The sequence below is a fragment of the Enterobacter sp. C4G1 genome (genome assembly GCF_052886895.1).
Window position 1 is genome coordinate 1730516 of record NZ_JBQVVV010000002.1, and the last position, 26692, is coordinate 1757207.

Here is a 26692-nt window from a genome sequence, read left to right on the forward strand (position 1 = left end):
TCAGGTCATGACAGACGCGGTAAAAATCTACCACAACCCTCGCTGCTCCAAGAGCCGCGACACCCTCAGCCTGCTGAAGGCTAACGGTCTGGACCCGGACGTGGTGTTGTATCTGGAGACACCGCCGGATGCACAGACTATCCGCCAGCTGCTGCACATGCTGGGAATGGGCAGCGCAAGAGAACTGATGCGCCAGAAAGAAGACCTGTATAAGTCGCTCAATCTGGATGATTCACATCTTACTGAAGATCAGTTGGTTCAGGCGATGGTTGAAAATCCAAAGCTGATTGAGCGCCCGATAGTCGTGGCTAACGGCCAGGCGCGTATTGGTCGCCCGCCGGAAGACGTGCTCGAAATCCTCTAATCCTTACGCCGCAGCGCTTCGAGAAAGGCCTGCGGCGTACAATCCCCCAGCTTTTTCTGCGTTTTTCCCTGGTTGTAGAAATCACACATCTGGATCAGAAGCTGCCCGGCAGGTTCAACATTCACACGCGGAATAATCTCCCCTAATGGAACAGCCACCTGGACGGCATTGTGTTTAGCAGCATGGACCTTCACCGCGATATCGCGCCCTGGCAGAGCGACGTCAAAACCAAAAGTCTCAAGAGATTGTATATCAGCCGGACAGGCATCCAGCAGCGCCTGCGTCCAGTTCGTCAGCAGCTGGGGTGAAACACCGGCATAAAGACGGGCATACAGCCATCCGCTTACAGGCTCACGCGCCCACAGCAGATGTTGCTCTCCGCCATCATCCATATGCAGTGATAACGGCTGATGGTGCAACGCAAGCTGGCGGGGCACAACACCTGCCTTTAACGCCTTTTTACCCTGCACTGGTGCGTTTCTGGTTTTTGCAGACGCAGGTTTCAGGTAGCGGTTCAGCGTAGCGCGTGAAACGGCAATGTCCAGCCCTTCATTGACCAGCAGGAGTAATTCATCCAGCGGCGCGCCAGTGGTATCGCGAAGGTGATTCACCAGTGAAACCTGCTCTTGTCTCATCGCTTTGTGTATCATTTTTGGCGTGGTGTGATTATCTGAAACCTGTTCGCGATTGCGCCAGCGCCTGACGGTTGTCACAGAGATACCAAGCTCTATAGCCAGCTCCCTGTCGCTCTTATCAGACTGCTGAAGATAGCGACGAATACGCGGCGTGGTTGTAGCGTTGGCGTGCAGTTTGATTTCCATCGCGAGTGTTCCAGTTAATTTTCTTATAACCAATCTTATGAGATTTATAGTACCTAAGCGAATACAATGTGACCAATTTCACCTTTCAGCCACCCCGCTTCACTGATAATCCACAGACATAACATAAACAACACCACTCAATCTTGTACGGAGTTCACAATGAACAATGTTCTGGGATTTCTTGAAGCAAAACTGATGCCGCTGGCAGCGAAAACGGCGCAACAGCGTCATCTTGGAGCCATTCGCGGTGCCTACGTTTCATTCATGCCATTTATCATCGTTGGCTCGATACTGCTGGTGATCTCGTCGTTCCCGAATCAAACCTATCAGCACTTTATGGCGCAAGCCTTTGGCGAGAGCTGGAGCTCAATTATCGAAATCCCGTTCAATGCGGTGTTCTCGACCATGTCGTTGTTCATTAGCTTCCTGGTCGCCTTCCGCCTGGCCGAACATTACGGTGAAGACCGCATCTCCTGCGGCATTCTTGCGCTGGTGGCATTCTTGATCCTGACCCCGTTTATCAAGGTGGCCGAAAACGGGGGTATTACCGTGATGCCGGTAGAATGGATAGGCAGTAAGGGGCTGTTTGTGGCGATGATTGGCTCGCTGCTGTGGACAGAGCTGTTCTGCTGGCTGAAGCGCAAAAATCTGGTCATCAAAATGCCGGATGGCGTACCGCCTGCGGTGCAGGAGTCGTTTGCGGCGCTGATCCCGGCGCTGCTGGTCATGATTCTGGTGCTGGTTATACGCATTGTCTTCGAAAACACCCACTACCACACCATTCACCAGTTTATTTACGAGGTCGTCGCCACGCCGGTGCGCCACTATGGCACGTCCTATTTTGGCGCGCTGATGACGGTGTTCAGTATTACCATTCTGTGGTCAGTGGGCATTAACTCCGGCTCGATGATCAACGGCATTATCCGCCCGCTGTGGATGGAGAACCAGACCGATAACATCGCCGCTATCCAGGCGGGTACAACCCCGCCGCACATTATCACTGAACAGTTTTTTGACATGATCTGGATGGGTGGCGCAGGTGCAACCCTGTCGCTGGTGATAGCCATGCTGATTTTCGCCCGCAGTAAAAATATGCGCGAAGTGGCCCGGCTTGGCGCAGGAGCATCGGTGTTCAACATTAACGAGCCGATCCTGTTTGGCCTGCCAGTTATTATGAACCCCATCATGCTTATCCCCTTCAATCTTGTCCCGCTGGTGCTGGTCACCGTGCAGTATGCGGCGATGAAAATCGGTGCGGTTGCTGTCACCACCGGGGTCTTTATTCCCTGGACGCTGCCTCCCGTCATCAGCGGTTTCATCGTCACCGGACACCTCAGCGGTAGCGTCATGCAGCTTATCAATTTGTTGATCGGCGCGATGCTGTACCTGCCTTTCATGCGTATCGTGGATAAACAGTACCGCGCGGCGGAAATTGCCACCCTTACGCAAACCGAAACCACACTGGCTAAACAGGAGTAAAGCATGTGGGGAATTATCGCGACCTGGCGAATGGCGCTTGAAGGGGTAACGGAGTCTGCGTCTGCACTGGCTGCGGGGAAACCGGTGGCAACAGCAGTTGTGGATGCTGTCGCCACCGTAGAGGACTTCCCGTTGTATAAATCCGTCGGCTATGGCGGGCTACCCACGGAGAATGGCGAAGTCGAACTCGACGCCGCTTACATGGACGGCGATTCGCTGGCCTTTGGCGCCGTGGGTAATCTGGTGGATATTGCCAACCCGGTGCGTGTTGCCCACGCATTAAGCCGCCAGCGCTATAACAGCCTGCTGGTTGGCCAGGGCGCGCGCGAGTGGGCGCTGAGCCAGGGCTTTGCCGACAAAACCATGCTGACCGACCGCGCCATGCAGCATTACCGCAAACGCTGCCGCGAAACGCTAGATAAGGGCTTAAGTCCGTACGATGGCCACGATACCGTCGGCGTTATCGGCCTGGATAAACAGGGCTCGATGAGCGTGGCGACCTCTACCAGCGGCCTGTTTATGAAAAAGCGTGGCCGCATTGGTGATTCGCCCATCATTGGCTCCGGCTTTTACTGTGACAGTGAAACCGGCGCAGCCACCGCCACCGGCGTGGGTGAAGATCTGATGAAAGGCTGCACCAGCTACGAAATTGTGCGCCGGATGGCACAGGGAATGTCACCGCAACAGGCGGCTGACTCGGTGGTTTTTGAGCTGGAAGATAAGCTGATGTCCCGCTTTGGCCGCGTGGGGGATCTCTCCGTTGTCTGTATGAATAACAAAGGCGAATTCGGCGCGGCGACTAACATCAAAACCTTCTCGTTCGTGGTGGCCACCGCCCGTCAGCCGCTCACGGTGTTTCGCACTGAGCGGTTGCGGGAGAAAACCCATTATCAGGCCGTCGATGATGACTGGATGCAGGCTTATGCCGCACGTATTCGCGCCCCGATTGAGGAATAATGATGATTACCTGGCAACTCATAACCACCCTTTCACAGGCTAAGCCGCAGAGTCACCTGATTGCCTGTACATCCTGCTCACAGCTGCCGGACACCGCGCTTATCGCTGAAATGCGTGAACACAAAACCGTTGCCGATACCCGTTTTGGCTGCGCCCCGTTTTCCCGGATAACCCTGCTGCCAGAGCCTTTTTGGCACGAGACGCTGACCGGGGGCTTACTTGCCGCACTGCGCGCCCTGTTCGCCGCCCACGTCAGCCATGAGGTCATACTTGATGTGACGAACATCCACGATACGGTCCTGGTACAGGTGCTGCGGTTTCTCTTTAATCAGGCCCATTCCCTGAGCGATTTACAGCTGAAGAAAACCGACGAAACCGCCGTCCGGCTTTGCCACATTACCGCTCTCTGTCGGCCGGAACAGCAGGCACGACTGGAAACATTCTTCCGCCAGCAGCAGGCCATTGCACAGGGCATGGTCGCCGCAAGACGCCTTGCCGATCTCCCTTCCGATCGTTGTACCCCACAGTTTGTGGTCGAAGAGGCGCAAAAACTGTGTGCCGCATTCCCTGCCCTGCACTGCGAGGTGCTTGATGAACGGCAGATCGTGGCGCAAGGTCTGGGGCTGCTGCACGCCGTTGGCAAAGGTGCCACCTGCCCACCGCGCCTGCTGGCCATCCACTATAACGGTGTACCTGATGGCCCGGTGCGCTGCTACGTGGGCAAAGGCATTACGTTTGATACCGGCGGTCTGTGGCTGAAAGAAGGCGCGGGCATGTACACCATGAAATATGACATGTGCGGTGCGGCAAACGTGCTGGGTTTGATGCTCAGCGTTGCAGAGCAGGGTCTGCCCGTTCGGATCATGGGTGTGCTGGCCCTGGCAGAGAATGCGATTGGCCCGGATGCCATGCAGCCAGGCACAGTGGCGACGGCCTGCAACGGGACCACGGTTGAAATCAACAATACCGATGCTGAAGGGCGGCTGGTGCTGGCAGACGCTATCGCCTGGGCCAGCAAGCGCCATCCGCAGGCGCGCTATATTATTGATATGGCGACGTTAACCGGTGCAGTGGTGAAAGCACTGGGGTATGAGCTAAGCGGACTGATGACCCAGGATGAGCCATTACGCCATGCGCTTACCCGGGCAGGCCAACAGAGCGGCGACGAAGTGTGGTCACTGCCTCTGGATGCGCGGCTGAAAAAACAGACCGACAGCGCTATCGCCGATCTGTGCAACACGCCCACCAACAACGCGGCGATTAGCGCGTCGGCAGCCTGGCTACTGCATCACTTCTGCCCACCGACGATCCCGTGGGCACATCTGGATATTAGCGGTACGGCATTGTGGCGTGAGAATGGACGGAGCGTGGCGTCGGGCAGACCGATTCCGCTGCTGATGGAGCACCTGATGGGGGATGATGCCTGAATGTGTTGCCGGGTGGCGGCTGCGCCTTACCCGGCCTACAGATCGTGGCGGGTTTTCGTAGGCCCGGTAAGCGCAGCGCCACCGGGCGAACAAACTCAAAGCTTGAGAATATCTTTCACAAACGGAATGGTCAGCTTGCGCTGGGCAGTAATGGAGGCGCGATCGAGCTGGTCGAGCGTATCAAACAGCGTGCGCATTTCGCGGTCCAGGCGCTTGAGCAGGAAGCGCCCTACGTCTTCCGGGAGTTCAAATCCACGCAGTCTTGCCCGCAATTGCAGCGCCTGGAGTTTGTCTTCATCAGACAGCGGCTGCAATTTGTAGATTTGCCCCCAGTCCAGGCGTGAAGCCAGATCCGGCAGCCCCAGATTGAGCTGACGCGGGGGGCGATCGCCGGTGATCAGCAGCCGGGTTTTGCCCGATTCCAGGATCCGGTTGTAGAGATTAAACATCGCCATTTCCCACGGCTCATCTCCCGCAACGCATTCGATATTGTCGATGCAGACCAAAGAGAGGTGTTCCATTCCCTCCAGCACTTCAGGTACGAACCAGGTACGCTTATCCAGCGGCACATAGCCTACTGCATCACCACGCGCAGACAGCTCCGCGCAGGCAGCGTGCAAAAGATGGCTGCGCCCCGCGCCTTCGCGTGACCAGATATAGATGTATCCGCTGTGTTCCTGGCGCAACACGTTTTGCAGTGCGGCCAGTAAAGAGGGGTTATCACCCGGCCAGAAACTCGCGAAAGTTTCGTCGTCAGGTAGATAAAGTGGCAGAGAGAGCTGTGCCGGTCCGTTCAGAAATACCTCAACCAGAGATCCTACATATAATCGGCATGAAGTTTAACACGGAACCTGCAAGGAGAGAACCGGGCGATCCTTCGCCCGGTTAAACGATCAGTGTGACGCTTTTCCGCTTTCGTCAGCGTCCAGTATCTCTTCTTCCGGGCGGATCACAGAGATCAATTTGAAGATAAGGCTCAGCGCCACACCAACGATGGTCGCCAGCGCCATGCCTTTCAACTCTGCCGCACCAATGTGGACCTTCGCACCGCTCACGCCGATGATCAGGATAACGGAGGTCAGGATCAGGTTTTGCGCTTTGCTGTAATCCACTTTGGACTCAATCAGTACGCGAATACCGGATGCACCGATCACCCCGTACAACAGCAGAGAGACACCGCCCATGACCGGGACCGGGATAATCTGAATGGCCGCAGCCAGTTTACCCACACAGGAGAGCAGGATAGCGATAATCGCCGCACCACCGATAACCCAGGTGCTGTATACGCGGGTGATCGCCATTACGCCGATATTCTCACCGTAAGTGGTGTTAGGCGTAGAGCCGAAGAAACCGGAGATAATCGTAGAGAGGCCGTTAGCAAACATCGAACGGTGCAGACCCGGGTCGCGGATCAGGTCACGCTTAACGATGTTGGCCGTCACCACCAGGTGACCCACGTGTTCCGCGATAACTACCAGTGCCGCAGGCAGAATGGTGAAAATGGCAAACCATTCGAATCGCGGCGTGTAGAAGGTTGGCAGCGCGAACCAGTGCGCCTGAGCGATAGGTGCAGTATCCACAACCCCCATCACGAAGGAGAGCGCATAGCCCGCCAGCACGCCGATAAGGATAGGGATAATGGCCATAAACCCACGGAACAACACAGAGCCGAAGACCGTCACACCCAGTGTTACCATCGAGATAATGATGGTTTTGGAATCCGGTGACTGGCCGTCAGCAGGCAGCAGACCCGCCATATTTGCCGCAACACCCGCCAGTTCAAGACCGATGACGGCAACGATTGCGCCCATCGCCGCAGGAGGGAACATCACATCCAGCCAGCCCGTACCCGCTTTTTTCACAATGAAGGAAACCAGACAGAACAGCACGCCACACATGATAAAACCACCCAGCGCCACTTCATAACCTAACGGCAGCAGTAGCAACACGGGCGAAATAAAGGCAAAGCTCGACCCCAGATACGCCGGGATTTTACCTTTACAGATAAAGAGGTAAAGCAGCGTACCGACACCGTTAAACAGCAGCACGGTAGCCGGGTTAATGTGAAACAGGATTGGCACCAGCACGGTTGCGCCAAACATGGCGAACAGGTGCTGCAAACTAAGCGGGATTGTCTGTAAAAGCGGCGGTCTTTCACTCACCCCGATAGCACGGCGCGTCATAGTGTTTTCCTCAAGTGTTGTTTGTTGTGGGACGTTTTATTCAAAAAAAAGCCGACTATCAAAGTCGGCTTTTCATTTGTTATTCGATTATTTAGTACCAAAAATCTTATCGCCGGCATCGCCAAGCCCAGGGATAATGTACCCGTGCTCGTTCAGCCCCTGGTCGATAGATGCGGTGTACAGCTCAACATCCGGGTGCGCTTTTTCCAGCGCGGCGATACCTTCAGGTGCCGCAACCAGAACCAGAACCTTAATGCTGCTACAGCCCGCTTTTTTCAGCAGGTCGATGGTAGCGATCATAGAACCGCCAGTCGCCAGCATTGGGTCAACAACCAGCGCCATACGCTCGTCGATGTTAGACACCAGCTTCTGGAAATACGGAACCGGCTCCAGCGTCTCTTCATTACGGTAGATACCCACCACGCTGATACGCGCGCTCGGTACGTGCTCCAGCACACCTTCCATCATGCCAAGGCCAGCACGCAGGATTGGCACAACAGTAATTTTCTTACCTTTGATCTGCTCGACCTGAACCGGACCGTTCCAGCCTTCGATGGTCACTTTTTCAGTTGCCAGGTCAGAGGTTGCTTCGTAAGTCAGCAGGCTACCCACTTCCGATGCCAGTTCGCGAAAACGCTTCGTGCTGATGTCATGCTCACGCATCAGGCCCAGCTTGTGTTTAACGAGTGGGTGTTTCACTTCCACAATCTTCATTCTCTTTCTCCTCTGAGGTGGCAACCGCAAAAAAATCGCGGGATTATACCGCTTTTTTCGGATTGCGCCACACCCTCTTGCTTGACTACGATCAATCAAAATGATTTAGAGATAAAAAAACCGGAGGCAAGCTCCGGCTTTGGTACGGGGTTCTGTCCGGTGGCGCTACGCTACACGGGCCTACGCAAAGTGTAGGCTGGGTAAGCGTAAGCGCCACCCGGCAACTAAAGGTTTTCCCCGTTACTGGCAATAACCTGCTGATACCACTCGAACGACTTCTTCTTACTGCGGTTCAGCGTACCGTTGCCTTCATTGTCTTTATCGACAAAGATAAAACCGTAGCGTTTTTTCATCTCGCCGGTACCGGCGGAAACGAGGTCGATACAGCCCCACGGGGTGTAACCCATCAGATCAACGCCATCTTCCACCACCGCCTTTTTCATCTCGCTGATGTGCGCCGCGAGATAATCAATGCGGTACTGATCGTTCACCGTACCGTCACTCTCCTGCACGTCGATTGCGCCGAAACCGTTCTCCACGATAAACAGCGGCAGCTGGTAGTGATCCCAGAACCAGTTCAGGGAATAACGCAGGCCAACCGGGTCAATCTGCCAGCCCCAGTCAGATTTTTGCACATATGGATTGGACACCAGGCTCTTGCTCTCGTCGTAATCCAGTTGTGGGTTGTCTGCTGTGGCTTTGGTGGCGAATGACATGTAATAGCTGAAACCGATGTAATCCACGCAGCCTTGTTTCAGCGCAGCTTTGTCTTCGGCGGTAATATCCAGCGCGAAGCCACGACGCTCAAAGTAGTTGAGCAGGTGTTGCGGGTACTTGCCGCGTACGTGCACATCGGTAAACCAGTAGCGACGGTGCATTGCATTCATCGCCATCATCATGTCGTCTGGCGCACAGGTCAGCGGATAAATTGGGCACATGGCAATCATGCAGCCAATCTGCAAAGACGGATTAATTTCGCGCCCGGCTTTTACTGCCAGCGCGCTGGCCACCAGCTCGTAGTGCGCCGCCTGGAACATTACCGGTTCGCGGTCTTCGCCCGGCTCGTACTTCAGCCCGGAGTTGGTAAACGGTGCGAAGTCTTCGTGGAAGTTTGCCTGGTTGTTGATCTCGTTAAAGGTCATCCAGTACTTCACTTTATGCTGATAGCGCTGGAAGACCACTTTTGAGAAACGCACAAAGAAATCGATCAGCTTGCGGTTACGCCAGCCGCCGTATTCGGTGACCAGATGGAAAGGCATCTCGAAGTGCGAGAGTGTGATGACCGGTTCGATGCCGTACTTCAGGCACTCGTCGAACAGGTCGTCGTAGAATTTCAGGCCAGCCTCGTTAGGCTCCAGTTCATCCCCTTTCGGGAAAATACGCGTCCAGGCGATAGAGGTTCGGAAACATTTGAACCCCATTTCGGCAAAGAGTCGGATGTCTTCTTTATAACGATGGTAGAAGTCGATGGCTTCATGGTTCGGGTAATTTTTTCCCTGCAACACGCCGTTGGTGATTTCACGCGGTACGCCGTGCGCCCCTGCGGTCATTACGTCGGCGACGCTGACGCCTTTGCCGCCCTCTTTCCAGCCGCCTTCCAGCTGATGCGCTGCAACCGCACCGCCCCACAGAAAACCTTCTTTGAATCCTGACATACTCTTTCCCTCATTCGATGTTGCTGATTGCTGACGGATACTGCTGTCTGAAATGGTAAACCGCGCCAATCAGGCCGGCGCTGTTGCCGTGGCTCACGACATCGGCAATATCTGCGATGCCAAACCACGTAAGATGCGTACGAAGTAAATCCATGAACCCTGGGCGTTCTGCGATACCGCCGCCGATAAAAATGGTTTGTGGATCGAAGACATTTGCCAGGTTGTAAAGCCCTGTTGCAATGCCGTTAAGAAAGTCATCGACCAGACGACGGCAAACCACATCGCCCGCATCGTAACCATCAAAAATGGTCTCCCCCGTGACATCATCAAGCCCCTGGCCGTGATAGTCGGCATAGCGCTTGCGAAGCGTACGCAGGGTGCAGTTTTCATTCATGGAGTGACGGGCGACTTTTCTGGAGTCTGCGCGCTCGGTAAGCATGTAGCCGAATTCCCCGGCACGAAAACGCGCACCGTGAACCAGCTTGCCGTTGCAGAAAATCGCGCCGCCTATCCCGGTGCCGATGGTCAGCACCAGAAAATTATCAGTACCGGCCGCTTTCCCCTGCCAGCGTTCGGCCAGAAGCACACAGTTAGCGTCATTTTCAACGGTGACCGGTAAACCCGTTTGCGCGCTCAGCCACTCCTGCATCGCAAAGTTATCGAAGCGGCGAATCGCCCCGCCCATTTCGATATAACCGGTATGGGGATTGACGTAGCCCGGCGCGCTGATGGCAATACCCTCAAGGTCCGGGTGTAACGCCACCCATTGCAGCATTTCTGAAAGAATGGCATCACCGTCGCTGTTCTTAATAGCGGCTTTATCCCTGTGCAACAGCTCGCCCTGCGTGGTTACGATGCCCATTTTTAATGCGGTGCCACCAATGTCGAATGCGGCAATGTTCATGACGTTCATCCCTCCTGAATGAAACTGAAACCGGTTTCAGTTTCATGATGTTCATTCAACAAACCGCTTGCAAGCAACTTCCCGAAACCGGTTTCATTTTCGTGAACAGAGTCAAGTTTGAGCGTGAACAATCACCACAGCGCTAAAAAAATCCCTGTGCACATTTCTGTTGCAGAATAGGCTCGCAAACGTTTGCCTGGACTGTTAGAATTGCGCCGATTTTTCTTACTAGCTATGCAATCGCGTGGGGATTTAAGCCGTGACCAACAAAACTTCTCTCAGCTACAAAGATGCCGGTGTTGATATTGACGCAGGTAATGCGCTGGTTGACCGAATCAAAGGTGTGGTGAAAAAAACCCGCCGCCCGGAAGTGATGGGTGGTCTGGGTGGATTCGGCGCACTGTGCGCGCTGCCGCAAAAATATCGTGAACCTGTTCTGGTCTCGGGTACTGACGGTGTGGGTACGAAACTGCGCCTGGCGATGGATCTTAAACGTCATGACACGATCGGTATCGATCTGGTGGCGATGTGTGTAAACGACCTGGTGGTTCAGGGCGCAGAGCCGCTGTTCTTCCTTGACTACTACGCAACCGGCAAACTGGATGTGGATACCGCAGCCAGCGTGATTAACGGCATTGCCGAAGGCTGCCTGCAATCCGGCTGTTCCCTGGTTGGTGGCGAAACGGCTGAAATGCCGGGTATGTATCACGGTGAAGATTATGACGTCGCCGGTTTCTGCGTCGGCGTGGTAGAAAAATCAGAAATTATCGACGGCAGTAAAGTGGCTGACGGCGATGTGCTGGTTGCGCTGGCTTCCAGCGGCCCGCATTCCAACGGTTATTCTCTGGTGCGAAAAATCCTTGAAGTCAGCGGTTCTGACCCACTGACCACTGAGCTGGATGGCAAACCTCTGGCCGATCACCTGCTGGCACCTACCCGCATCTACGTGAAAAACGTGCTGGAGCTTATCGAGAACGTCGACGTTCACGCGATTGCCCACCTGACCGGTGGCGGCTTCTGGGAAAACATTCCGCGCGTACTGCCGGATAATACCCAGGCCGTGATCGACGAATCTTCCTGGCAGTGGCCGTCCGTATTTAACTGGCTGCAAACCGCAGGCAACGTCAGCTCTCATGAAATGTATCGTACCTTCAACTGCGGCGTGGGTATGGTCATCGCACTGCCTGCAAGCGAAGCTGATAAGGCCATTACGCTTCTGAATGAGAAAGGTGAAAACGCGTGGAAAATCGGTATCATCAAAGCATCTGATTCCGAACAGCGTGTGGTCATTGAATGAAAAACATCGTGGTGCTCATTTCCGGTAACGGAAGCAATTTGCAGGCGGTCATTGACGCCTGCAAACAGAAGAAGATAAATGGCACCATACGTGCAGTTTTCAGCAACAAGGCCGATGCATTCGGCCTTGAGCGTGCCCGCGATGCAAATATCCCGGCGCACGCGCTGGAAGCCAGCCAGTTCTCAGGGCGTGAAGCCTTTGACCGCGAACTGGTGCAAGAAATAGACGCTTATGCGCCGGATGTTGTGGTGCTGGCAGGTTATATGCGTATTCTCAGCCCGGCGTTTGTTTCCCACTATTCCGGGCGTCTGCTCAATATCCACCCTTCTCTTCTGCCTAAATACCCAGGCCTGCATACTCATCGCCAGGTGCTGGAAAATGGCGATGAAGAGCATGGGACATCCGTACACTTCGTCACCGACGAACTCGACGGCGGGCCTGTTATTTTACAGGCGAAGGTTCCGGTATTTGACGGCGACACCGAAGAAGATGTCACTGAGCGCGTGCAGGCGCAGGAACACGCTATTTACCCGCTGGTGGTGAGCTGGTTTGTTGACGGGCGTCTGGAGATGCGCGACGGCACGGCCTGGCTGGACGGCGTTCAGCTTCCTGCACAAGGTTATGCGGCTGACGAGTAGTTTGTTATGTCGGGTGGCGCTGCGCTTACCCGACCTACACATTGCATTACCCGATATTCCCTTCCCTCAACCCTCTAAAATCCCCCAGAAAAAAAATAACTGTCATACTTTTCTGGCACTGTTGGACATATCGTGGAAATGCTCGCCATAATAAGGACGAGACGGATTTACCACGTCCTGTGATTGAACTGGAGTGTGAGCTGTAATGGGTCAGGAAAAGTTATATATCGAGAAAGAGCTGAGCTGGTTAGCATTCAACGAGCGTGTCCTTCAGGAAGCGGCAGATAAAGGTAACCCGCTGATTGAGCGTATGCGTTTTTTGGGTATTTATTCCAACAACCTGGATGAATTCTATAAAGTTCGCTTTGCAGAGCTGAAGCGCCGAATCATCATCAGTGAAGAGCAAGGCTTAAACTCGCACTCGCGGCATCTGCTTGGCAAAATCCAGGCCCGCGTGTTGAAAGCCGATCAGGAATTTGACGGTCTGTACAACGAACTGCTGCTGGAAATGGCACGCAACCAAATCTTCCTGATTAATGAACGCCAGCTCTCCGTCAACCAGCAAAACTGGTTACGTCACTACTTCAAGCAATATCTGCGCCAGCACATTACCCCGATTCTGATTAACCGCGAAACTGACCTGGTGCAGTTCCTGAAAGATGATTACACCTATCTGGCGGTTGAGATCATTCGCGGTGAATCTATTCGCTACGCGCTGCTGGAAATCCCGTCTGATAAGGTGCCACGTTTTGTGAACCTGCCGCCGGAAACGCCGCGCCGACGCAAACCGATGATCTTGCTCGACAACATTCTGCGCTATTGCCTGGATGATATCTTCAAAGGCTTCTTCGATTACGATGCGTTAAACGCCTATTCCATGAAGATGACCCGTGACGCCGAATATGACCTGGTGCACGAGATGGAAGCCAGCCTGATGGAGCTGATGTCATCCAGCCTGAAACAGCGTCTGACGGCAGAGCCGGTGCGCTTCGTTTATCAGCGTGACATGCCAGACGCCATGGTTGAAATGCTGCGCGAAAAACTGACGATTTCCCGCTATGACTCCATCGTACCGGGTGGTCGCTACCACAACTTTAAAGACTTTATTGGCTTCCCGAACGTCGGCAAAGCCAACCTGGTCAACAAACCGCTGCCGCGTTTACGCCATATCTGGTTCGATAAATTCCGTAACGGATTCGATGCCATCCGCGAACGCGATGTGCTGCTTTATTATCCGTACCACACGTTTGAACACGTGCTGGAACTGCTGCGCCAGGCCTCTTTCGACCCGAACGTACTGGCCATCAAGATCAACATCTACCGCGTGGCCAAAGATTCACGCATCATCGATGCCATGATCCATGCCGCGCACAACGGCAAGAAAGTGACCGTGGTCGTTGAGTTGCAGGCGCGTTTCGACGAAGAAGCCAACATTCACTGGGCTCGTCGTCTGACGGAAGCGGGTGTGCACGTTATCTTCTCGGCTCCAGGCCTGAAAATTCACGCCAAGCTGTTCCTTGTTTCCCGTAAAGAGGGTGACGACGTGGTGCGTTATGCCCATATCGGTACCGGTAACTTTAACGAGAAGACCGCACGCATTTATACCGACTACTCGCTACTGACCGCCGATGCACGCATCACCAACGAAGTGCGCCGGGTGTTTAACTTCATTGAGAACCCGTACCGTCCGGTCAGCTTCGATTATCTGCTGGTGTCACCGCAGAACTCGCGCCGCCTGCTGTACGAGATGATCGACAAAGAGATCGCCAATGCGCAAAAAGGGTTGTCTTCCGGCATCACGCTGAAGCTTAACAACCTGGTGGATAAAGGACTGGTTGACAGACTTTACGCTGCATCCAGCTCGGGCGTACCGGTCAATCTGCTCATTCGCGGCATGTGTTCCCTGATCCCGGAACTGGAAGGCATTAGCGAAAATATCCGCGTAATCAGCATCGTTGACCGCTATCTGGAACACGACAGGATCTACATTTTCGATAATGCGGGAGATAAACAAGTTTATCTTTCATCTGCGGACTGGATGACACGCAATATTGATTACAGAATTGAAGTAGCGGCTCCGCTGCTTGATCCTCGACTGAAGCAGCAGATCCTCGACATTATCGAGATTTTGTTTAGCGATACGGTGAAAGCACGCCATATCGATAAAGAACTCAGTAACCGCTATGTGCCGCGCGGCAATCGCCGCAAAGTGCGGTCACAGCTGGCGATTTACGACTATATCAAATCACTCGAGCAACCCGATTAACCTATGCCGATAAATGATCAGACCCCACGACCGCAGGAATTTGCCGCAGTCGATCTTGGCTCTAACAGTTTCCACATGGTCATCGCCCGTGAGGTGGATGGCGCGTTGCAGATAATCGGTCGTCTGAAGCAGCGTGTACATCTGGCGGACGGTCTGGATGAGAGAAGTATGCTCAGCGAAGAAGCGATAGAGCGCGGCCTAAACTGCCTGTCTCTGTTCGCTGAACGCCTGCAAGGCTTTTCTCCGTCCAGCGTTTGTATTGTGGGAACACATACCTTGCGCCAGGCGCTGAATGCGCCGGAATTTCTCAAGCGTGCTGAAAAAGTGATCCCCTACCCGATTGAAATCATCTCGGGTAACGAAGAAGCACGTCTGATTTTTATGGGCGTAGAGCACACGCAGCCCGAAAAAGGCCGCAAGCTGGTGATTGATATCGGCGGCGGCTCGACGGAGCTGGTGATTGGCGAAGACTTTGAACCCCGCCTGGTGGAAAGCCGCCGCATGGGGTGTGTCAGCTTCGCGCAGATCTACTTCCCTGGTGGGGCAATCACCCGCGAAAACTTCCAGCGCGCGCGCATGGCAGCTATTCAAAAGCTGGAAACGCTTTCCTGGCAGTATCGCATTCAGGGCTGGAACGTTGCACTCGGGGCATCCGGCAGCATTAAAGCGGCTCACGAAGTGCTGCTGGCTTTGGGTGAAAAAGACGGTTTTATTACCCCGGAACGCCTGACAATGCTCACCGAAGAGGTGCTCAAGCATAAAAGCTTTAATGCACTAAGCCTGCCGGGGCTTTCTGAAGAGCGAAAAGCGGTGTTTGTGCCGGGCCTTGCTATCCTGTGCGGCGTGTTTGATGCGCTGGCCATTAAGGAGCTGCGTCTTTCCGATGGCGCGCTGCGTGAAGGTGTTCTGTATGAAATGGAAGGCCGCTTCCGTCATCAGGATATCCGCAGCCGCACGGCACAAAGCCTGGCCAACCAGTACAACATTGACCGTGAACAGGCCAAACGCGTGCTGGATACCACGACCCAAATGTATGACCAGTGGCAAGAGCAGAATCCTAAGCTTGCGCACCCGCAGCTGGCCGCGCTGCTGAAATGGGCCGCCATGCTGCACGAAGTGGGCCTGAATATTAACCACAGCGGAATGCATCGCCATTCTGCTTATATTTTGCAAAACAGTGATTTACCTGGTTTCAACCAGGAACAACAGACCATGATGGCGACGCTTGTGCGTTACCATCGCAAAGCCATTAAGCTTGATGAGCTGCCGCGCTTTACGCTGTTTAAGAAAAAGCAGTTCCTGCCGTTGATTCAGCTACTGCGTTTAAGCGTGCTGCTGAATAACCAGCGTCAGGCGACCACCACGCCGCCAACGTTACGTCTGAAAACGGACGATCATCACTGGACGCTGAGCTTCCCGCATGACTGGTTTAGCCAGAATGCGCTGGTGCTGCTGGATTTGGAACGCGAGCAACAGTACTGGGAAGCGGTGACCGGCTGGCTACTTAAAATTGAAGAAGAGAACTCGCCCGACGCGAACGTTGCGGCCTAATGATTCAGGCGCCCTCACAGGGCGCCTCCTCTTCGAGTAATGATTCCAGCGCCACCGGTTTACCTATCAGATATCCCTGAACATAATCGATACCTAACGCGTGCACAGCGCTACGTATCTCTTCGCTTTCCACATATTCCGCCACCACCAGCATTTTCTTCATCCGGGCCAGATGGCAAATTGACGCCACAATCTGATAATCCAGACTGTTGCTCACAATATTGCGAATAAAGCTGCCATCAATCTTCAGAATATCGGCATCGACGCTTTTCAGACGCGCATAGCTGGCATATCCCGTACCAAAGTCATCAATGGCAATGCGCACGCCCATCTGCTGCAACTGCCTGAGAGTTTGCGCTGCCAGCGGCGAGTTGCCGAAGCTACTGCTTTCGGTGATTTCAAACACTAACTGCCAGGCCTCAACGCTGTACTTCCTCAGCAGGCGGTTGACCTCCAGCGGCAGTTGCGCCCGGCACACCGTCGACGGCGCCAGATTAATGGCAAAACGCTTGCCTGGCAGTTTGTCGCGATGCTCAGTAAGAAAACGCAGCGTACGTTCCAGTACCCACAAATCAACGCGCGACGACAAGCCAAACTCCTGAGCCACCGGCAGGAACAGATCAGGCGAGATGAGCTCACCCCGCTCATCGGGCATCCTCAGCAACACTTCATGGTAATGATCGCCACGCAGTCCCCGCACTGGCTGGACCATCAGGGTAAATTCATCCTGCTCCAGCGCGCGCTGGAGGCGATTCATCATGGCCACTTTGCCCTTCAGATCCCGCTGTAAATTCACAGCGCCGCGCTGCTGAAGATTTTCAGGATGGTTGGTTGACAGCGACAGGTCCGAAATGACCCCCAGTTCACCCAGAACGAGATAGAGATGATTGACCGGCGATCGGACAAAGCAGTAACTGACGCCCACCTGGGGCTGCAACGGCATTCCATCCCAGATAAACCGGAACTGTTTAATATGCTCATCCAGCGTGTCAATGCGCTGCTGGTGCGACTCGGTATTCAGACGCACAGCCAGATCGTAGCCGGTAAGATGGTAGACCCGTTCATTGGGCTGGAGCGTGCCATTAATCCATTCCGCCAGCTTTTGTTTGTACTGAATACGCAGCAGCACGCCATAGTTACGCCCTAATACTTCAAGTTCAGGGATACGCAACAAACAAAGCGCCGACCACGGATTTTTGGCCAAATCGCGCGACAACGCCCGCAGGTTTGGCATATGCACCACCGGGTCGAGTAGCGCCAGCCTGCGCGAGCGGATATTAATAGCCCGCTGGCGTGTCGCCAGCATGGACATGTAAGTCACCACAAACGAAAAGACCAGATAACTGGACGAAGTAATTGCCAGCTGCACGTCATATCCCTGATGCAGTGGAATGTAGCGGTAATAGTAGTGAATGGATACCAGCAGTACCGGCGTCCAGATAATCGACATCAGCTTATAGCCAAACCGCATTGCGCCCCAGAGCATTACCGGCATCAGCAGCGATAAGGTGTAGTTGGTACTGAAAATGGAGCTGTTTTCGTTCATCGGGAGCAACAGCAAAGAGAGCAAGCCACCTAACATCGCAGCCCAGATCAGGAACTCCATGACGCTGACTTTCTTATCTATCTGCGCACGTACCTGAGAGATCAACGCTTTGATGTAGCGCGGGTTACGGATAAGGCGAATCAACAGATAGCTCAACGGTACGCCCGTCAGCCCACTGACCAGCAGCGCCTGATAATTGATAAGCGTCCGGATATTCAGGGGATTCAGGCCTGCCATGCTCTGACGACTTTCATACACCCCCAGATACACCGCAAACTGAAACAGCGACAGAAACAGCGTAGCCGGGCAAAAGACCTGCCAGAAAATGCGCTGCGCCATCAGGCGCACATCCCCGTAGGCCGTCATATTACGTCTGGGGGTAAATACGCGATACCCTCCCCAGCTCAGCACCAGCGGGACGATAAAATGCAGAATACCTGCGCCGGTTTCAAACAACCCGACCGAAGGGTAGTAGCGGAAAAACAGCGCCAGAATAATCCCGGGGATCGCCGCCAGGCCAAAAAACAACATCATGGCCAGCAGGAAAAAGAGCGGGAGATAGTAGAGCGCAGCCAGTCCATCGCCCAGTTGCGAAAAGGTATTCGCCACACTCAGCAACGGCAACAACAGGCTGGGTAAAATGAGCGGAAGCGCCCACCAGCGATCTTTGTTGTTTTTCAGGAAGAGGAGAATGTTCATAGATGCCCGATTTAAAACCCATTCGCTCCTGTGGGTAAATTAAGACAGGCATCCAACCTGACGAAGATGCCGCCAGTCAATTTCTGCGCGGGCATATTGGAGGATGGATTTTAGTTCGAGGCCCAGGGAATCCGTTGACTTAAATCAAACTAATTTATTCGAATAATGCTTTCTTACGAAATTCGGAACTCGTTTTATTTATTTTATCAAAGCGGTAAATGCATAAACCATGTTTAATAACATTAGTTAATGTAAACGTTGACGGTTTTTTACACATTCCAGAATTGACCCCCTCTTCCCACTGTGCCTTAATATCCGTATCGCCCAAAAGGGTATGCCCAGGATAAACACAGTGAGTCAGGCCACGCGTATGCACAAACGACATCGATTTAACACTCGGATGACCCGCATCATACTGCTTATCAGTTTTCTCTTTTTCTTTGGCCGCTTTGTTTATTCTTCCATCGGTGCCTGGTATCACCATCAGGATAAAATGCAATCTCAGCAAACCAGTCTGTCCGTCTATACTTCCGAACGCTAAACCAGCGGCTTATTTTGCAGCATCCGTATAATGGCAGAGATCCCTTTGCTCAGGATTTTATCCTGGCGCATCACTACAGCCAGTTGGCGCTGCAAAACCGGCGTCAGCGAATGCACGCTTAACCCTTCGCAATCGGCTGGGTTTTCCACCGCCATTCGCGGCACGATGCTGTATCCAAGCCCTGCACGCACCATACGTTTGATAGCCTCAATGCTTCCGAGCTGCATGACCGGTGCTATCGCGATCCCGCAGGCCTCAAACCAGCTGTCAATCAACGCGCGTGTACCGCTTCCCGATTCGAAAGCAATCAGGGGCTGAGCGTGCAGAACCTCTGGTGTCAGCAAATCCCACGCGCCGGGCTGCTCCTGAGAAACAATAAAGACGAATTCTTCGTTCATCACCGGCATAACATCCAGCGCGCGCCCGCTGACAGGCAGCGTGACCAGCCCCATGTCCAGACGATTTTCTTCAATCGCGCGCGCAATATCGAGCGTATTTCCGGTGGTGACGCCCACCTTTAACAACGGGTAGTCGTTTCGTAGCTGCTGCAACAGCGAAGGCAAAAGATGGATACAGGCCGTTGCCCCAGTCCCGAGCGTGATTGTGCCGCTCACCTCGCGGTTAAACTCGCTGACGGAACGAATGGCCTCATCCACCACTTGTTCGATACGCTCCCCGTGGCTTAACAACGCCAGCCCGGCTGCAGTGGCTTTAATGCCGCGCCCAGTGCGCTCAATTAATCGCGTCTGGAGAAATTGCTCTAGCTGGCGGATTTGCAGGCTAACCGCAGGCTGAGAAATACCAAGCACATCCGCAGCGGCGGAAAAGCTGCCCCGCTGTACCACCAGGCGAAAAGTCGCCAGATTGCCCAGATTTAGCGTCGTCATTCAAAGTTTCTCTTATACAGGTCATAAGGTCGCGAGCCTGCCTGCACAATACCGCGCCCGTTATGCTGAGGACAACTGCATAACGGAATGAAAAATAATGGAAACACCTGTTCTGCCTCGCCGACTCGCCCTGACGGCGGGATGCAATCAACTCATCAACTGGGGAATTTCGTTTTATATGCCCGGCACCCTTGCGCGATCGATTTCAGCTGACCGGGGTTGGTCATCACCACAGATTTACCTCGGCCTGACGCTGGCGATGCTGGTGATGGCGGCGGTTTCTCCGTTTGTCGCCCGCCTGCTGGCACGCTTTGGCGGTCAGAAGGTGGTGATGGGCGGCACGTTACTGATCGCCATAAGCTGCGCGGTGATGGCGTATACCCAGACGCTTTTTGGCTGGTACTGTGCCTGGCTGGTCACCGGCGTCGGGATGCGCCTGTCGCTGTACGATGCGCTGTTCGCCGCGCTGGTGAACCTGTACGGGCAGCAGGCGCGAAGAACGATCTCGCGCGTCACGCTGGCGGGCGGGCTGGCCTCAGCCATCTTCTGGCCGCTGGGTGATGGCCTGCTTCACATCATGGGCTGGCAGGACGTGCTGCGCGTCTATGCCCTCTTTGGTCTGCTGAGCGTGGCACTGATACGTACGCTTCCCCGGCAGCGGCTGACGGTGACGACAAAGGTCAGCGCGCCGCCGCTGAATAACGAGCGGCGTAACGGCTGGCTTTATGCTGTCTTTATTGCCCTTATCACCTTCGTCTCTAACGGAACGTCCACCCACCTGCCAGAGTTTATCACCCACTTTGGGCTGCCGGTGGCCGTTGGCATGCTGTGGGGATTCGGCCAGACCGGCGCGCGCGCGATGGAAGTGATGGCGGGCACCCGCGTAACGCCGTTCAATCTGACCCTTTTCACCGCGATCGCTATGCCGATCTGCTTTCTCGTCGGGTTAAGCAGCGCCCTTTTTGTCTGGTGCGCCGCCGGGTTCGTGCTGGGATACGGTGCGATAAACGGGCTGGTCACCCTCGTCAAAGCCACCCTGCCGCTAGAACTGTTTAGTCCCGAAAGCTATGCGGCCCGTACCGGCATACTGCTTATTCCCGGTCAACTGATGGCGGCGGTGTCGCCGTTTGCCTATGCGTGGCTGAATAAAACGCTGGGGGTTGTCGGCGCAATGTGGGTCTCAGCGGGCCTGACGCTGGTGATTACCGGGCTGGCGATAGCGATTGTCCGTCTTCCCGGCAGGCTAACTGCATCGCACTGTATCCAGCGCGCCACGCTGACTAACGGGTACAAAACGGCGCCTCCGGCAAATCTCTCTGATACATAAATACGGTTATCTGTGTCCGACATCATTCAGAACCGATGGTTTGCTGAAAAGGCGGCTCATTTGACTTTCTGCACTTCCGTATCCCCCGGCAGCAGAGCAGTGCCGTCCTGCGCTGCTGGCGCCATAAAGGGAACCGGCTTGCCCGTCCGCCTGTCGACCAGCTGCGAGTGGCGCTCGCCCTGCGCAAAAAGATGCTGTTCTCCCCACTGACGCAGCGCCACGACCACGGGGAAAAGACTCTCACCTTTATCGGTCAGCACATATTCCTGATACGCCGTGCCATCTGATGCCCCCTGTAACGTCAGGATGCCCGCATCAACCAGCTTGCGAAGCCGGTCAGAAAGAATGTTGCGCGCCACTCCGAGGCTCCGCTGAAAATCCCCGAAGCGCGTCATGCCGTCAAACGCATTACGCACAATAAGCAGCGACCAGCGATCCCCGATCGCCTCGACGCTGCGGGCAACGGGACAATATTCCTGTTTAACCGTCTTTTGGGACATCTCGTTTTTTCCTCGCAAAGGCCAGCCATAACCAGTTGCATTTTAAAACCACATAACCTAGCATTCAACCAGTTTCATTTTAAAACCAGGTTAACTCAGGCGAGGAATAGTAAATATGTCACTGACATCAGCCCCTCTTTCAGCCGATATGCCGCGCAGCATGGTCTGGCTGTTCGCCATCGCCAGCGGTTTAAGCGTGGCTAACGTCTATTACGCGCAGCCTTTGCTTGATGCGCTGGCGAGCGATTTCGGTATCAGCCATGCGGCGGTGGGTGGCGTGGTGACCGCGACGCAAATGGGCTGCGCACTGGCTCTGTTGCTTGTGGTTCCTTTGGGTGACAACGTTGATCGCCGGCGACTAATGGCAATACAACTGGTGGGGCTGGTAGTCGCGCTGTTTTACGTCAGCATGGCGCAGACCTCCTCCGCCCTGCTCGCAGGTATGCTTGCGACCGGCATGCTGGGTACGGCAATGACGCAAGGGCTGATTGCCTATGCCGCCAGCGCCGCGTCGCCGCATGAACAAGGGCGTGTTGTCGGTGCGGCGCAGGGGGGCGTGTTCATGGGTCTGTTGCTCGCGCGCGTCTTTGCTGGCGGCATCAGCGATATCGCTGGCTGGCGTGGGGTCTATCTGTGTGCCGCCGCGCTGATGCTCATCATTGCATTACCACTGTGGTGGAGACTTCCCGCTCTGCCAGCCGTCTCTGCCAGGATAAGCTATCCGCGCCTGATGGGCTCAATGTTGACGCTGCTGCGCCAGGAAAAAATCCTGCAGATACGCGGCGTGCTGGCGCTGCTGATGTTTGCGTCGTTCAACATTTTCTGGAGCGCGCTGGTGCTGCCGCTGAGCGCCCCGCCCTTTAGCTTCTCGCATACCGCGATTGGCGCGTTTGGACTGGCTGGCGCGGTGGGGGCACTGGCGGCTGGCCGGGCAGGACGATGGGCCGATCGGGGCTATGCTCAACGCACCAGCGCGGCGGCACTGGTGATTCTGCTGTTGGCATGGTGGCCGTTGTCGCTTATGGACCGTTCACTCGGGATCCTGCTTATCGGCATCATCCTGCTCGATTTGGGCGGACAGGCACTGCACGTCACCAACCAGAGCATGATTTTTCGCACCCGTCCCGAGGCGCACAGCCGACTGGTCGGGATTTACATGCTGTTTTATGCCGTCGGCAGTGGACTCGGCGCGCTCGGCACGACGATGATGTATGCCTTTGCCGGCTGGCCGGGCGTCTGCCTGCTTGGCGCCTCGGTCAGCCTGCTGGCGCTGGTGTTCTGGTTGTTAACCCGCTTCAGCGCCCACTCTCTGCGGGATAATCGTGATTAATCCACGCGTGATCGTCTTCCCAGGTGAACATCCATTTTCGCACCGGCCCGGCCATCACGTTGAGGTAATAGCTGTCATACCCGGCCATCGTCGCCACCGGGTGATAGCCCTTCGGCACCATGACCACATCACGGTTGTAGACCGCCATACACTCATCCAGCGTTCTGTCGTCGGTGTAAACGCGCTGTATACAAAACCCCTGCTCCGGGTTCAGACGGTGATAGTACGTCTCCTCAAGATAGGTTTCGTTCGGCGGATTATCCGTGTCGTGCTTATGGCTCGGGTACGAGCTGGTACAACCTTCGTTGGTCCAGACCTCCACCACCAGCAGGCTGTCGGCCAGTTTGTCTTCCGGAAGAATATTATGCACGTAGCGCTGGTTATTACCCTTGCCGCGCGCTTCGCCGTCGATATCCTGCGGGGCAATCAGCCGCGTAGGGTACGTGCCTTTGCCGGGAGCGGCGCAGACCGCCAGCTCCAGTTTTGTCAGCGCCTTCACCTGCACCGTCTCCTGCGGGGTGACGTAAACCGACCACGGCTTGATGCGTTCGAACGGGCTCATCCGCTCGCCGATGTCGTTAAACTGCGCGGAAGGCGTACTGATGGAAGCGCGTCCGGCCACCAGCACCAGACAGCGCTCTTCGCTCACGGCGGGCAGCGTCAGCTGCTGCCCCTCCTGTAGTTCATACGCCTCAAAGCCGACATACCCCCAACCTGCGCTTTCCGGCGTGACCGACTGGGTGCGCCCCTCGCCGTTCGGCTGCTGCCAGCGTGATAACAGACGTGACATGTCACCTCCTCAAATAAGTCCGGCGTCGCGCGCCAGGCGGCTCAGATTGTTATACCCCAGACGGGCGTAGGTCAGCGGATGGGCTATCGCCGGATCCTGTTCGGCCTCCACCACCAGCCAGCCGTGATAGTCCTGTGCTTTCAGCAGCCGCATGATCGGCGGGTAATCCACGCAGCCGTCGCCCGGCACGGTAAACACGCCGCTCAGCACCGCATCGAGGAAGCTGGTTTTACGGTTTTTCACGTCCGCCAGTATGTCGGCACGCACGTCTTTGCAATGAACGTGGTCGATACGCGACGCCCAGCGCTGCGCCACCGCCAGCGGATCGGCCCCGGCAAAGGTCAGATGCCCGGTATCCAGCAGTAACCCCACCGCGTCGCCGGTGTGGGTCATCAGGTTGTCCACGTCGTCAGCGGACTCAATCACCGTGCCCATATGGTGATGGTAGGCAATCTGCACTCCCTGCTGCTGCGTATAGCGGGCAAATTCGGTGAGTTTCTCGCCATACTCTTTCCAGCGCTCCTGCGGGAAACGCGGGCGCAAATGCACCGGGGTCTGCTGCTCGCCGTGAATGCAGCCGCTCACTTCCGCAAAGACCAGCACCTTCGCGCCCAGTTCGCGCAGCAGCGTCAGGTGCGGCTGCACGGCGGCGATCTCCTCCTCCACGCTGCGCTCCAGCAGGCGGCCAGAATACCAGCCGGAGACCAGTTGCAGGTCATGGCGCTGCAAGATGGGGCCGAGCAGACGTGCTTCGCGCGGGAATTTATTGCCCAGTTCAAAACCGGCGAAACCGGCCTCTTTACCTTCGCTCAGGCAAGTTTCCAGCGACGTCTCCGCGCCGAGTGAAGGCAGATCGTCGTTCGTCCACGTCAGCGGGTTAATGCCCAGTTGTACACTCATTGTCGTCTCCATTATGCGTGTCCGCGCTCGCGCCACCAGGCGATAAGCTGCAGGTAGTTGTCCCGAATGCGCGCCACAAGCTGCGCATCGTCAATATCGTGTTTCAGCCATGCGCGCGAGGCATCGCCAAACAGCGTGCGTCCCACGGCGAAGCCTTTGACCAGCGCCTGCCCCGAGGCCGCTTTGAAGTCGGCGCGCAGCTGTTCTGCCGGGGCGTCCAGACCCAGGATCACCACCCCACGGCAGTGCGGGTCACGACGTTCGATGATTTCGCTCAATGCCGTCCAGCCCTCGGCTGAGAGCGGCGGCAGTTTCCACCAGTCGGGGTAAATGCCCAGGTTGTAGAAACGGGAGATAGCACGCAGGTAAAGTTCGTCACTGCGCGGCATGGTCGCGGGCAATATCACCTCCAGCAGCAGCTCATGCCCGGACTGACAGCAAGCGTGGTACACCTCGGCGATTTTCTGCTCCTGCTCCAGGCGCAGGCCGTGGGCGTCTTCCGGGTGGAAGAAGACCAGGCACTTCACCACATGCTCCTGCGGCCAGCTGATAAGCTGGGTGCCGATGTTGCCATGCTCCATCTCCAGCGGCCGGGAGCCCGGCAGCTCAATGGGGCGACCAATCCACCACCCTTCGCCGGTTATCGCGTTCAGCGCGTCCTGACCAAAGGTGCCGTCGCACAGCAGACCAGCTTTGCCCTCCAGCCCGGCGCGGCTCGCCGCCTCACGGCTGGCTTGCAGGATCAGCTGTTTCAGCGCCGAAATGCGCTTGAGCGACGCGCCACACTGCATTGCCATATCTTCCAGCTGGCTACGGTGGTCAAAGGCCATCACGCACAACTCCGGCCATTCGCGGCGGCGGGTCGTGACGCGGTGGAGATGGTTAAGATGCGAGTCAAGATCCGGGCGCGGAACGAGGGTGGCGCGGGAAAGATAATCATCCAGTTCAATTTTGCTCGGCATCGCCGGGGCGCAACCGTGGCGCGAGACCACCAGCGCGCCGCAGGCGTTGGCATAGCGACACGCCTGCTCCCAGCCCTCGTCGTTCAGGTAGCCGCGCAGCAGACCGGACATAAACGCATCCCCCGCGCCGAGAACGTTCAGCACCTCCACGCGCACGCCGGTCACCGTCAGGCCGTCGTCCAGTCGGGGCGGAATGGCGTCGGTATAGACCGAACAGCCAAGCGCACCACGTTTGCAGACCAGCGAGGCCTGACTCACACCACGCACCTGCCCCAGCGCCTGTAGGGTATCCGTGCTGCCGCCCGCAATGTGGAACTCCTCTTCGGTGCCGACAATGACGTCGAAGAGGTGCAGCACCTCCTGCAATTCGCGGGTGACCTTATCGGCAGCGATAAAGCGCGTTTCGCCATCGCCTAAGGCGGTCAACCCCCACAGTACCGGACGGTAGTCGATGTCCAGCACCGTGCGAACGCCGTGACGGCGGGCATAGCCCAGCGCCGTTAGCACCGCCTCGCGGGTCTGTGGGTGAGAAAGGTGAGTCCCGGTGATGGCAAGACAACGTGCGGAGGCAATGTAGCTTTCATCCACATCGCTGGCGGTAATCGCCATATCCGCGCAGTTATCGCGATAAAAAATCAGAGGAAAAGTGTCCCGGTCTTTAATGCCGAGTAACACCAGCGCCGTGAGGCGGTCTTTATCGGTAATCAGATGACTGGTATCGCAGCCCACCTGGTTGAGCTCTTCGCGCAGGAAGCGGCCCATATGTTCATCGCCCACGCGCGCCAGCATCGACGAACGTAAACCCTGACGCGCGGTGCCGTACGCCACGTTGCCGGACGATCCGCCGAGATATTTGGCGAAGCTTGACACATCCTCCAGGCGGGCACCAATCTGCTGACTGTAGAGGTCTACCGCCACGCGGCCCATGCATATCACATCAAACTGCTTTTCCAC

23 protein-coding genes are annotated in these 26692 nt (G+C 55.6%); 11 read left to right on the forward strand and 12 right to left on the reverse strand.

Annotated elements, in window-relative coordinates:
• Positions 1–7 precede the first annotated feature (7 nt).
• Positions 8–364 carry an arsenate reductase (glutaredoxin) gene (gene arsC, locus ACT9TW_RS22095; protein WP_182061983.1) on the forward strand — a complete coding sequence of 119 codons (357 nt, stop codon included), beginning with the start codon at positions 8–10 and terminating at the stop codon, positions 362–364.
• On the opposite strand, the gene ACT9TW_RS22100 is transcribed toward arsC, so the two are convergent.
• Positions 361–1185 carry an XRE family transcriptional regulator gene (locus ACT9TW_RS22100; protein WP_446493703.1) on the reverse strand — a complete coding sequence of 275 codons (825 nt, stop codon included), beginning with the start codon at positions 1183–1185 and terminating at the stop codon, positions 361–363. The genes arsC and ACT9TW_RS22100 overlap by 4 nt on opposite strands.
• A 159-nt stretch (positions 1186–1344) precedes the next feature.
• Between ACT9TW_RS22100 and celB the strand changes: the two genes are divergently transcribed.
• From celB to ACT9TW_RS22115, 3 genes are read left to right on the forward strand one after another with little or no spacing between them, the layout of a single operon-like run.
• Positions 1345–2664 carry a PTS cellobiose transporter subunit IIC gene (gene celB / locus ACT9TW_RS22105; RefSeq protein WP_182061985.1) on the forward strand — a complete coding sequence of 440 codons (1320 nt, stop codon included), beginning with the start codon at positions 1345–1347 and terminating at the stop codon, positions 2662–2664.
• 3 nt (positions 2665–2667) lie between these two features.
• The gene (locus tag ACT9TW_RS22110) at positions 2668–3621 is read left to right on the forward strand and encodes a N(4)-(beta-N-acetylglucosaminyl)-L-asparaginase (RefSeq protein ID WP_446493704.1); all 954 of its coding nucleotides are present in this window, start codon (positions 2668–2670) and stop codon (positions 3619–3621) included.
• 2 nt (positions 3622–3623) lie between these two features.
• Positions 3624–5048, forward strand: a complete 1425-nt coding sequence (locus ACT9TW_RS22115) for a leucyl aminopeptidase family protein (protein WP_446493864.1) — start codon at positions 3624–3626, stop codon at positions 5046–5048.
• 95 nt (positions 5049–5143) lie between these two features.
• Here ACT9TW_RS22115 and ACT9TW_RS22120 read toward each other — a convergent pair whose 3' ends face one another.
• From ACT9TW_RS22120 to bglK, 5 genes are all read right to left on the reverse strand, one after another.
• Positions 5144–5845 carry a DnaA inactivator Hda gene (locus tag ACT9TW_RS22120; RefSeq protein WP_217187534.1) on the reverse strand — a complete coding sequence of 234 codons (702 nt, stop codon included), beginning with the start codon at positions 5843–5845 and terminating at the stop codon, positions 5144–5146.
• Between the two features lie 96 nt (positions 5846–5941).
• On the reverse strand, positions 5942–7231 hold the full coding sequence (uraA, locus tag ACT9TW_RS22125; protein ID WP_315686423.1) for a uracil permease: 1290 nt from the start codon (positions 7229–7231) through the stop codon (positions 5942–5944).
• 87 nt (positions 7232–7318) lie between these two features.
• Positions 7319–7945 (reverse strand): uracil phosphoribosyltransferase, encoded by a 627-nt coding sequence (gene upp / locus ACT9TW_RS22130; protein WP_014071296.1) that lies wholly within the window; start codon positions 7943–7945, stop codon positions 7319–7321.
• 224 nt (positions 7946–8169) lie between these two features.
• Positions 8170–9600, reverse strand: a complete 1431-nt coding sequence (locus ACT9TW_RS22135; protein ID WP_446493705.1) for a 6-phospho-beta-glucosidase — start codon at positions 9598–9600, stop codon at positions 8170–8172.
• Positions 9601–9610: 10 nt separating this feature from the next.
• Positions 9611–10504 carry a beta-glucoside kinase BglK gene (gene bglK / locus ACT9TW_RS22140; protein ID WP_446493706.1) on the reverse strand — a complete coding sequence of 298 codons (894 nt, stop codon included), beginning with the start codon at positions 10502–10504 and terminating at the stop codon, positions 9611–9613.
• Between the two features lie 259 nt (positions 10505–10763).
• On the opposite strand from bglK, the gene purM reads away from it, so the two are divergent.
• The 4 genes from purM to ppx all read left to right on the forward strand — a co-directional run bounded on the left by purM (position 10764) and on the right by ppx (position 16256).
• Positions 10764–11801, forward strand: a complete 1038-nt coding sequence (gene purM, locus ACT9TW_RS22145; RefSeq protein ID WP_182061991.1) for a phosphoribosylformylglycinamidine cyclo-ligase — start codon at positions 10764–10766, stop codon at positions 11799–11801.
• Positions 11798–12439: a phosphoribosylglycinamide formyltransferase gene (gene purN / locus ACT9TW_RS22150; RefSeq protein WP_182061992.1), complete on the forward strand. Its 642-nt coding sequence runs from the start codon at positions 11798–11800 to the stop codon at positions 12437–12439. Before purM ends, purN begins: the two co-directional genes overlap by 4 nt.
• A 205-nt stretch (positions 12440–12644) precedes the next feature.
• Complete coding sequence (gene ppk1 / locus ACT9TW_RS22155; protein ID WP_446493707.1) at positions 12645–14705, forward strand: polyphosphate kinase 1; 2061 nt, start codon at positions 12645–12647, stop codon at positions 14703–14705.
• A gap of 3 nt (positions 14706–14708) precedes the next feature.
• On the forward strand, positions 14709–16256 hold the full coding sequence (ppx, locus tag ACT9TW_RS22160; protein ID WP_446493708.1) for an exopolyphosphatase: 1548 nt from the start codon (positions 14709–14711) through the stop codon (positions 16254–16256).
• 4 nt (positions 16257–16260) lie between these two features.
• On the opposite strand, the gene ACT9TW_RS22165 is transcribed toward ppx, so the two are convergent.
• The gene (locus ACT9TW_RS22165; RefSeq protein ID WP_446493709.1) at positions 16261–18501 is read right to left on the reverse strand and encodes an EAL domain-containing protein; all 2241 of its coding nucleotides are present in this window, start codon (positions 18499–18501) and stop codon (positions 16261–16263) included.
• Between the two features lie 352 nt (positions 18502–18853).
• Between ACT9TW_RS22165 and ACT9TW_RS22170 the strand changes: the two genes are divergently transcribed.
• Positions 18854–19042, forward strand: coding sequence for a YfgG family protein (locus tag ACT9TW_RS22170; protein WP_182061997.1), 189 nt, complete (start codon positions 18854–18856; stop codon positions 19040–19042).
• Here ACT9TW_RS22170 and ACT9TW_RS22175 read toward each other — a convergent pair.
• A complete protein-coding gene (locus ACT9TW_RS22175; protein ID WP_446493710.1) occupies positions 19039–19929 on the reverse strand; it encodes a LysR family transcriptional regulator in 891 nt (296 codons plus the stop codon). The genes ACT9TW_RS22170 and ACT9TW_RS22175 overlap by 4 nt on opposite strands.
• Positions 19930–20026: 97 nt before the next feature.
• Between ACT9TW_RS22175 and ACT9TW_RS22180 the strand changes: the two genes are divergently transcribed.
• The gene (locus ACT9TW_RS22180) at positions 20027–21256 is read left to right on the forward strand and encodes an MFS transporter (protein ID WP_446493711.1); all 1230 of its coding nucleotides are present in this window, start codon (positions 20027–20029) and stop codon (positions 21254–21256) included.
• Positions 21257–21312: 56 nt separating this feature from the next.
• Here the strand turns inward: ACT9TW_RS22180 and ACT9TW_RS22185 are convergent, their stop codons facing one another.
• On the reverse strand, positions 21313–21756 hold the full coding sequence (locus tag ACT9TW_RS22185) for a winged helix-turn-helix transcriptional regulator (RefSeq protein ID WP_446493712.1): 444 nt from the start codon (positions 21754–21756) through the stop codon (positions 21313–21315).
• Positions 21757–21871: 115 nt separating this feature from the next.
• On the opposite strand from ACT9TW_RS22185, the gene ACT9TW_RS22190 reads away from it, so the two are divergent.
• Positions 21872–23086 carry an MFS transporter gene (locus tag ACT9TW_RS22190; protein ID WP_446493713.1) on the forward strand — a complete coding sequence of 405 codons (1215 nt, stop codon included), beginning with the start codon at positions 21872–21874 and terminating at the stop codon, positions 23084–23086.
• On the opposite strand, the gene iolB is transcribed toward ACT9TW_RS22190, so the two are convergent.
• From iolB to ACT9TW_RS22205, 3 genes are read right to left on the reverse strand one after another with little or no spacing between them, the layout of a single operon-like run.
• Positions 23052–23876, reverse strand: coding sequence for a 5-deoxy-glucuronate isomerase (gene iolB, locus ACT9TW_RS22195; RefSeq protein WP_446493714.1), 825 nt, complete (start codon positions 23874–23876; stop codon positions 23052–23054). The genes ACT9TW_RS22190 and iolB overlap by 35 nt on opposite strands.
• 9 nt (positions 23877–23885) lie before the next feature.
• Positions 23886–24776 carry a myo-inosose-2 dehydratase gene (gene iolE / locus ACT9TW_RS22200; RefSeq protein ID WP_446493715.1) on the reverse strand — a complete coding sequence of 297 codons (891 nt, stop codon included), beginning with the start codon at positions 24774–24776 and terminating at the stop codon, positions 23886–23888.
• 11 nt (positions 24777–24787) lie between these two features.
• Positions 24788–26692, reverse strand: a complete 1905-nt coding sequence (locus ACT9TW_RS22205) for a bifunctional 5-dehydro-2-deoxygluconokinase/5-dehydro-2-deoxyphosphogluconate aldolase (protein ID WP_446493716.1) — start codon at positions 26690–26692, stop codon at positions 24788–24790.

What these genes read in the sequence shown, in the direction of transcription:
- ACT9TW_RS22115 (WP_446493864.1), top strand. Translation starts at nt 3,624, where the DNA reads ATGATTACCTGGCAACTCATAACCACCCTTTCACAGGCTAAGCCGCAG.
- ppk1 (WP_446493707.1), top strand. Translation starts at nt 12,645, where the DNA reads ATGGGTCAGGAAAAGTTATATATCGAGAAAGAGCTGAGCTGGTTAGCA.
- arsC (WP_182061983.1), top strand. Translation starts at nt 8, where the DNA reads ATGACAGACGCGGTAAAAATCTACCACAACCCTCGCTGCTCCAAGAGC.
- purN (WP_182061992.1), top strand. Translation starts at nt 11,798, where the DNA reads ATGAAAAACATCGTGGTGCTCATTTCCGGTAACGGAAGCAATTTGCAG.
- bglK (WP_446493706.1), bottom strand. Translation starts at nt 10,504, where the DNA reads ATGAACATTGCCGCATTCGACATTGGTGGCACCGCATTAAAAATGGGC.
- ACT9TW_RS22165 (WP_446493709.1), bottom strand. Translation starts at nt 18,501, where the DNA reads ATGAACATTCTCCTCTTCCTGAAAAACAACAAAGATCGCTGGTGGGCG.
- ACT9TW_RS22135 (WP_446493705.1), bottom strand. Translation starts at nt 9,600, where the DNA reads ATGTCAGGATTCAAAGAAGGTTTTCTGTGGGGCGGTGCGGTTGCAGCG.
- ACT9TW_RS22190 (WP_446493713.1), top strand. Translation starts at nt 21,872, where the DNA reads ATGTCACTGACATCAGCCCCTCTTTCAGCCGATATGCCGCGCAGCATG.
- ACT9TW_RS22185 (WP_446493712.1), bottom strand. Translation starts at nt 21,756, where the DNA reads ATGTCCCAAAAGACGGTTAAACAGGAATATTGTCCCGTTGCCCGCAGC.
- uraA (WP_315686423.1), bottom strand. Translation starts at nt 7,231, where the DNA reads ATGACGCGCCGTGCTATCGGGGTGAGTGAAAGACCGCCGCTTTTACAG.
- ACT9TW_RS22110 (WP_446493704.1), top strand. Translation starts at nt 2,668, where the DNA reads ATGTGGGGAATTATCGCGACCTGGCGAATGGCGCTTGAAGGGGTAACG.
- iolB (WP_446493714.1), bottom strand. Translation starts at nt 23,876, where the DNA reads ATGTCACGTCTGTTATCACGCTGGCAGCAGCCGAACGGCGAGGGGCGC.
- upp (WP_014071296.1), bottom strand. Translation starts at nt 7,945, where the DNA reads ATGAAGATTGTGGAAGTGAAACACCCACTCGTTAAACACAAGCTGGGC.
- ACT9TW_RS22100 (WP_446493703.1), bottom strand. Translation starts at nt 1,185, where the DNA reads ATGGAAATCAAACTGCACGCCAACGCTACAACCACGCCGCGTATTCGT.
- celB (WP_182061985.1), top strand. Translation starts at nt 1,345, where the DNA reads ATGAACAATGTTCTGGGATTTCTTGAAGCAAAACTGATGCCGCTGGCA.
- ACT9TW_RS22175 (WP_446493710.1), bottom strand. Translation starts at nt 19,929, where the DNA reads ATGACGACGCTAAATCTGGGCAATCTGGCGACTTTTCGCCTGGTGGTA.
- ACT9TW_RS22180 (WP_446493711.1), top strand. Translation starts at nt 20,027, where the DNA reads ATGGAAACACCTGTTCTGCCTCGCCGACTCGCCCTGACGGCGGGATGC.
- iolE (WP_446493715.1), bottom strand. Translation starts at nt 24,776, where the DNA reads ATGAGTGTACAACTGGGCATTAACCCGCTGACGTGGACGAACGACGAT.
- ppx (WP_446493708.1), top strand. Translation starts at nt 14,709, where the DNA reads ATGCCGATAAATGATCAGACCCCACGACCGCAGGAATTTGCCGCAGTC.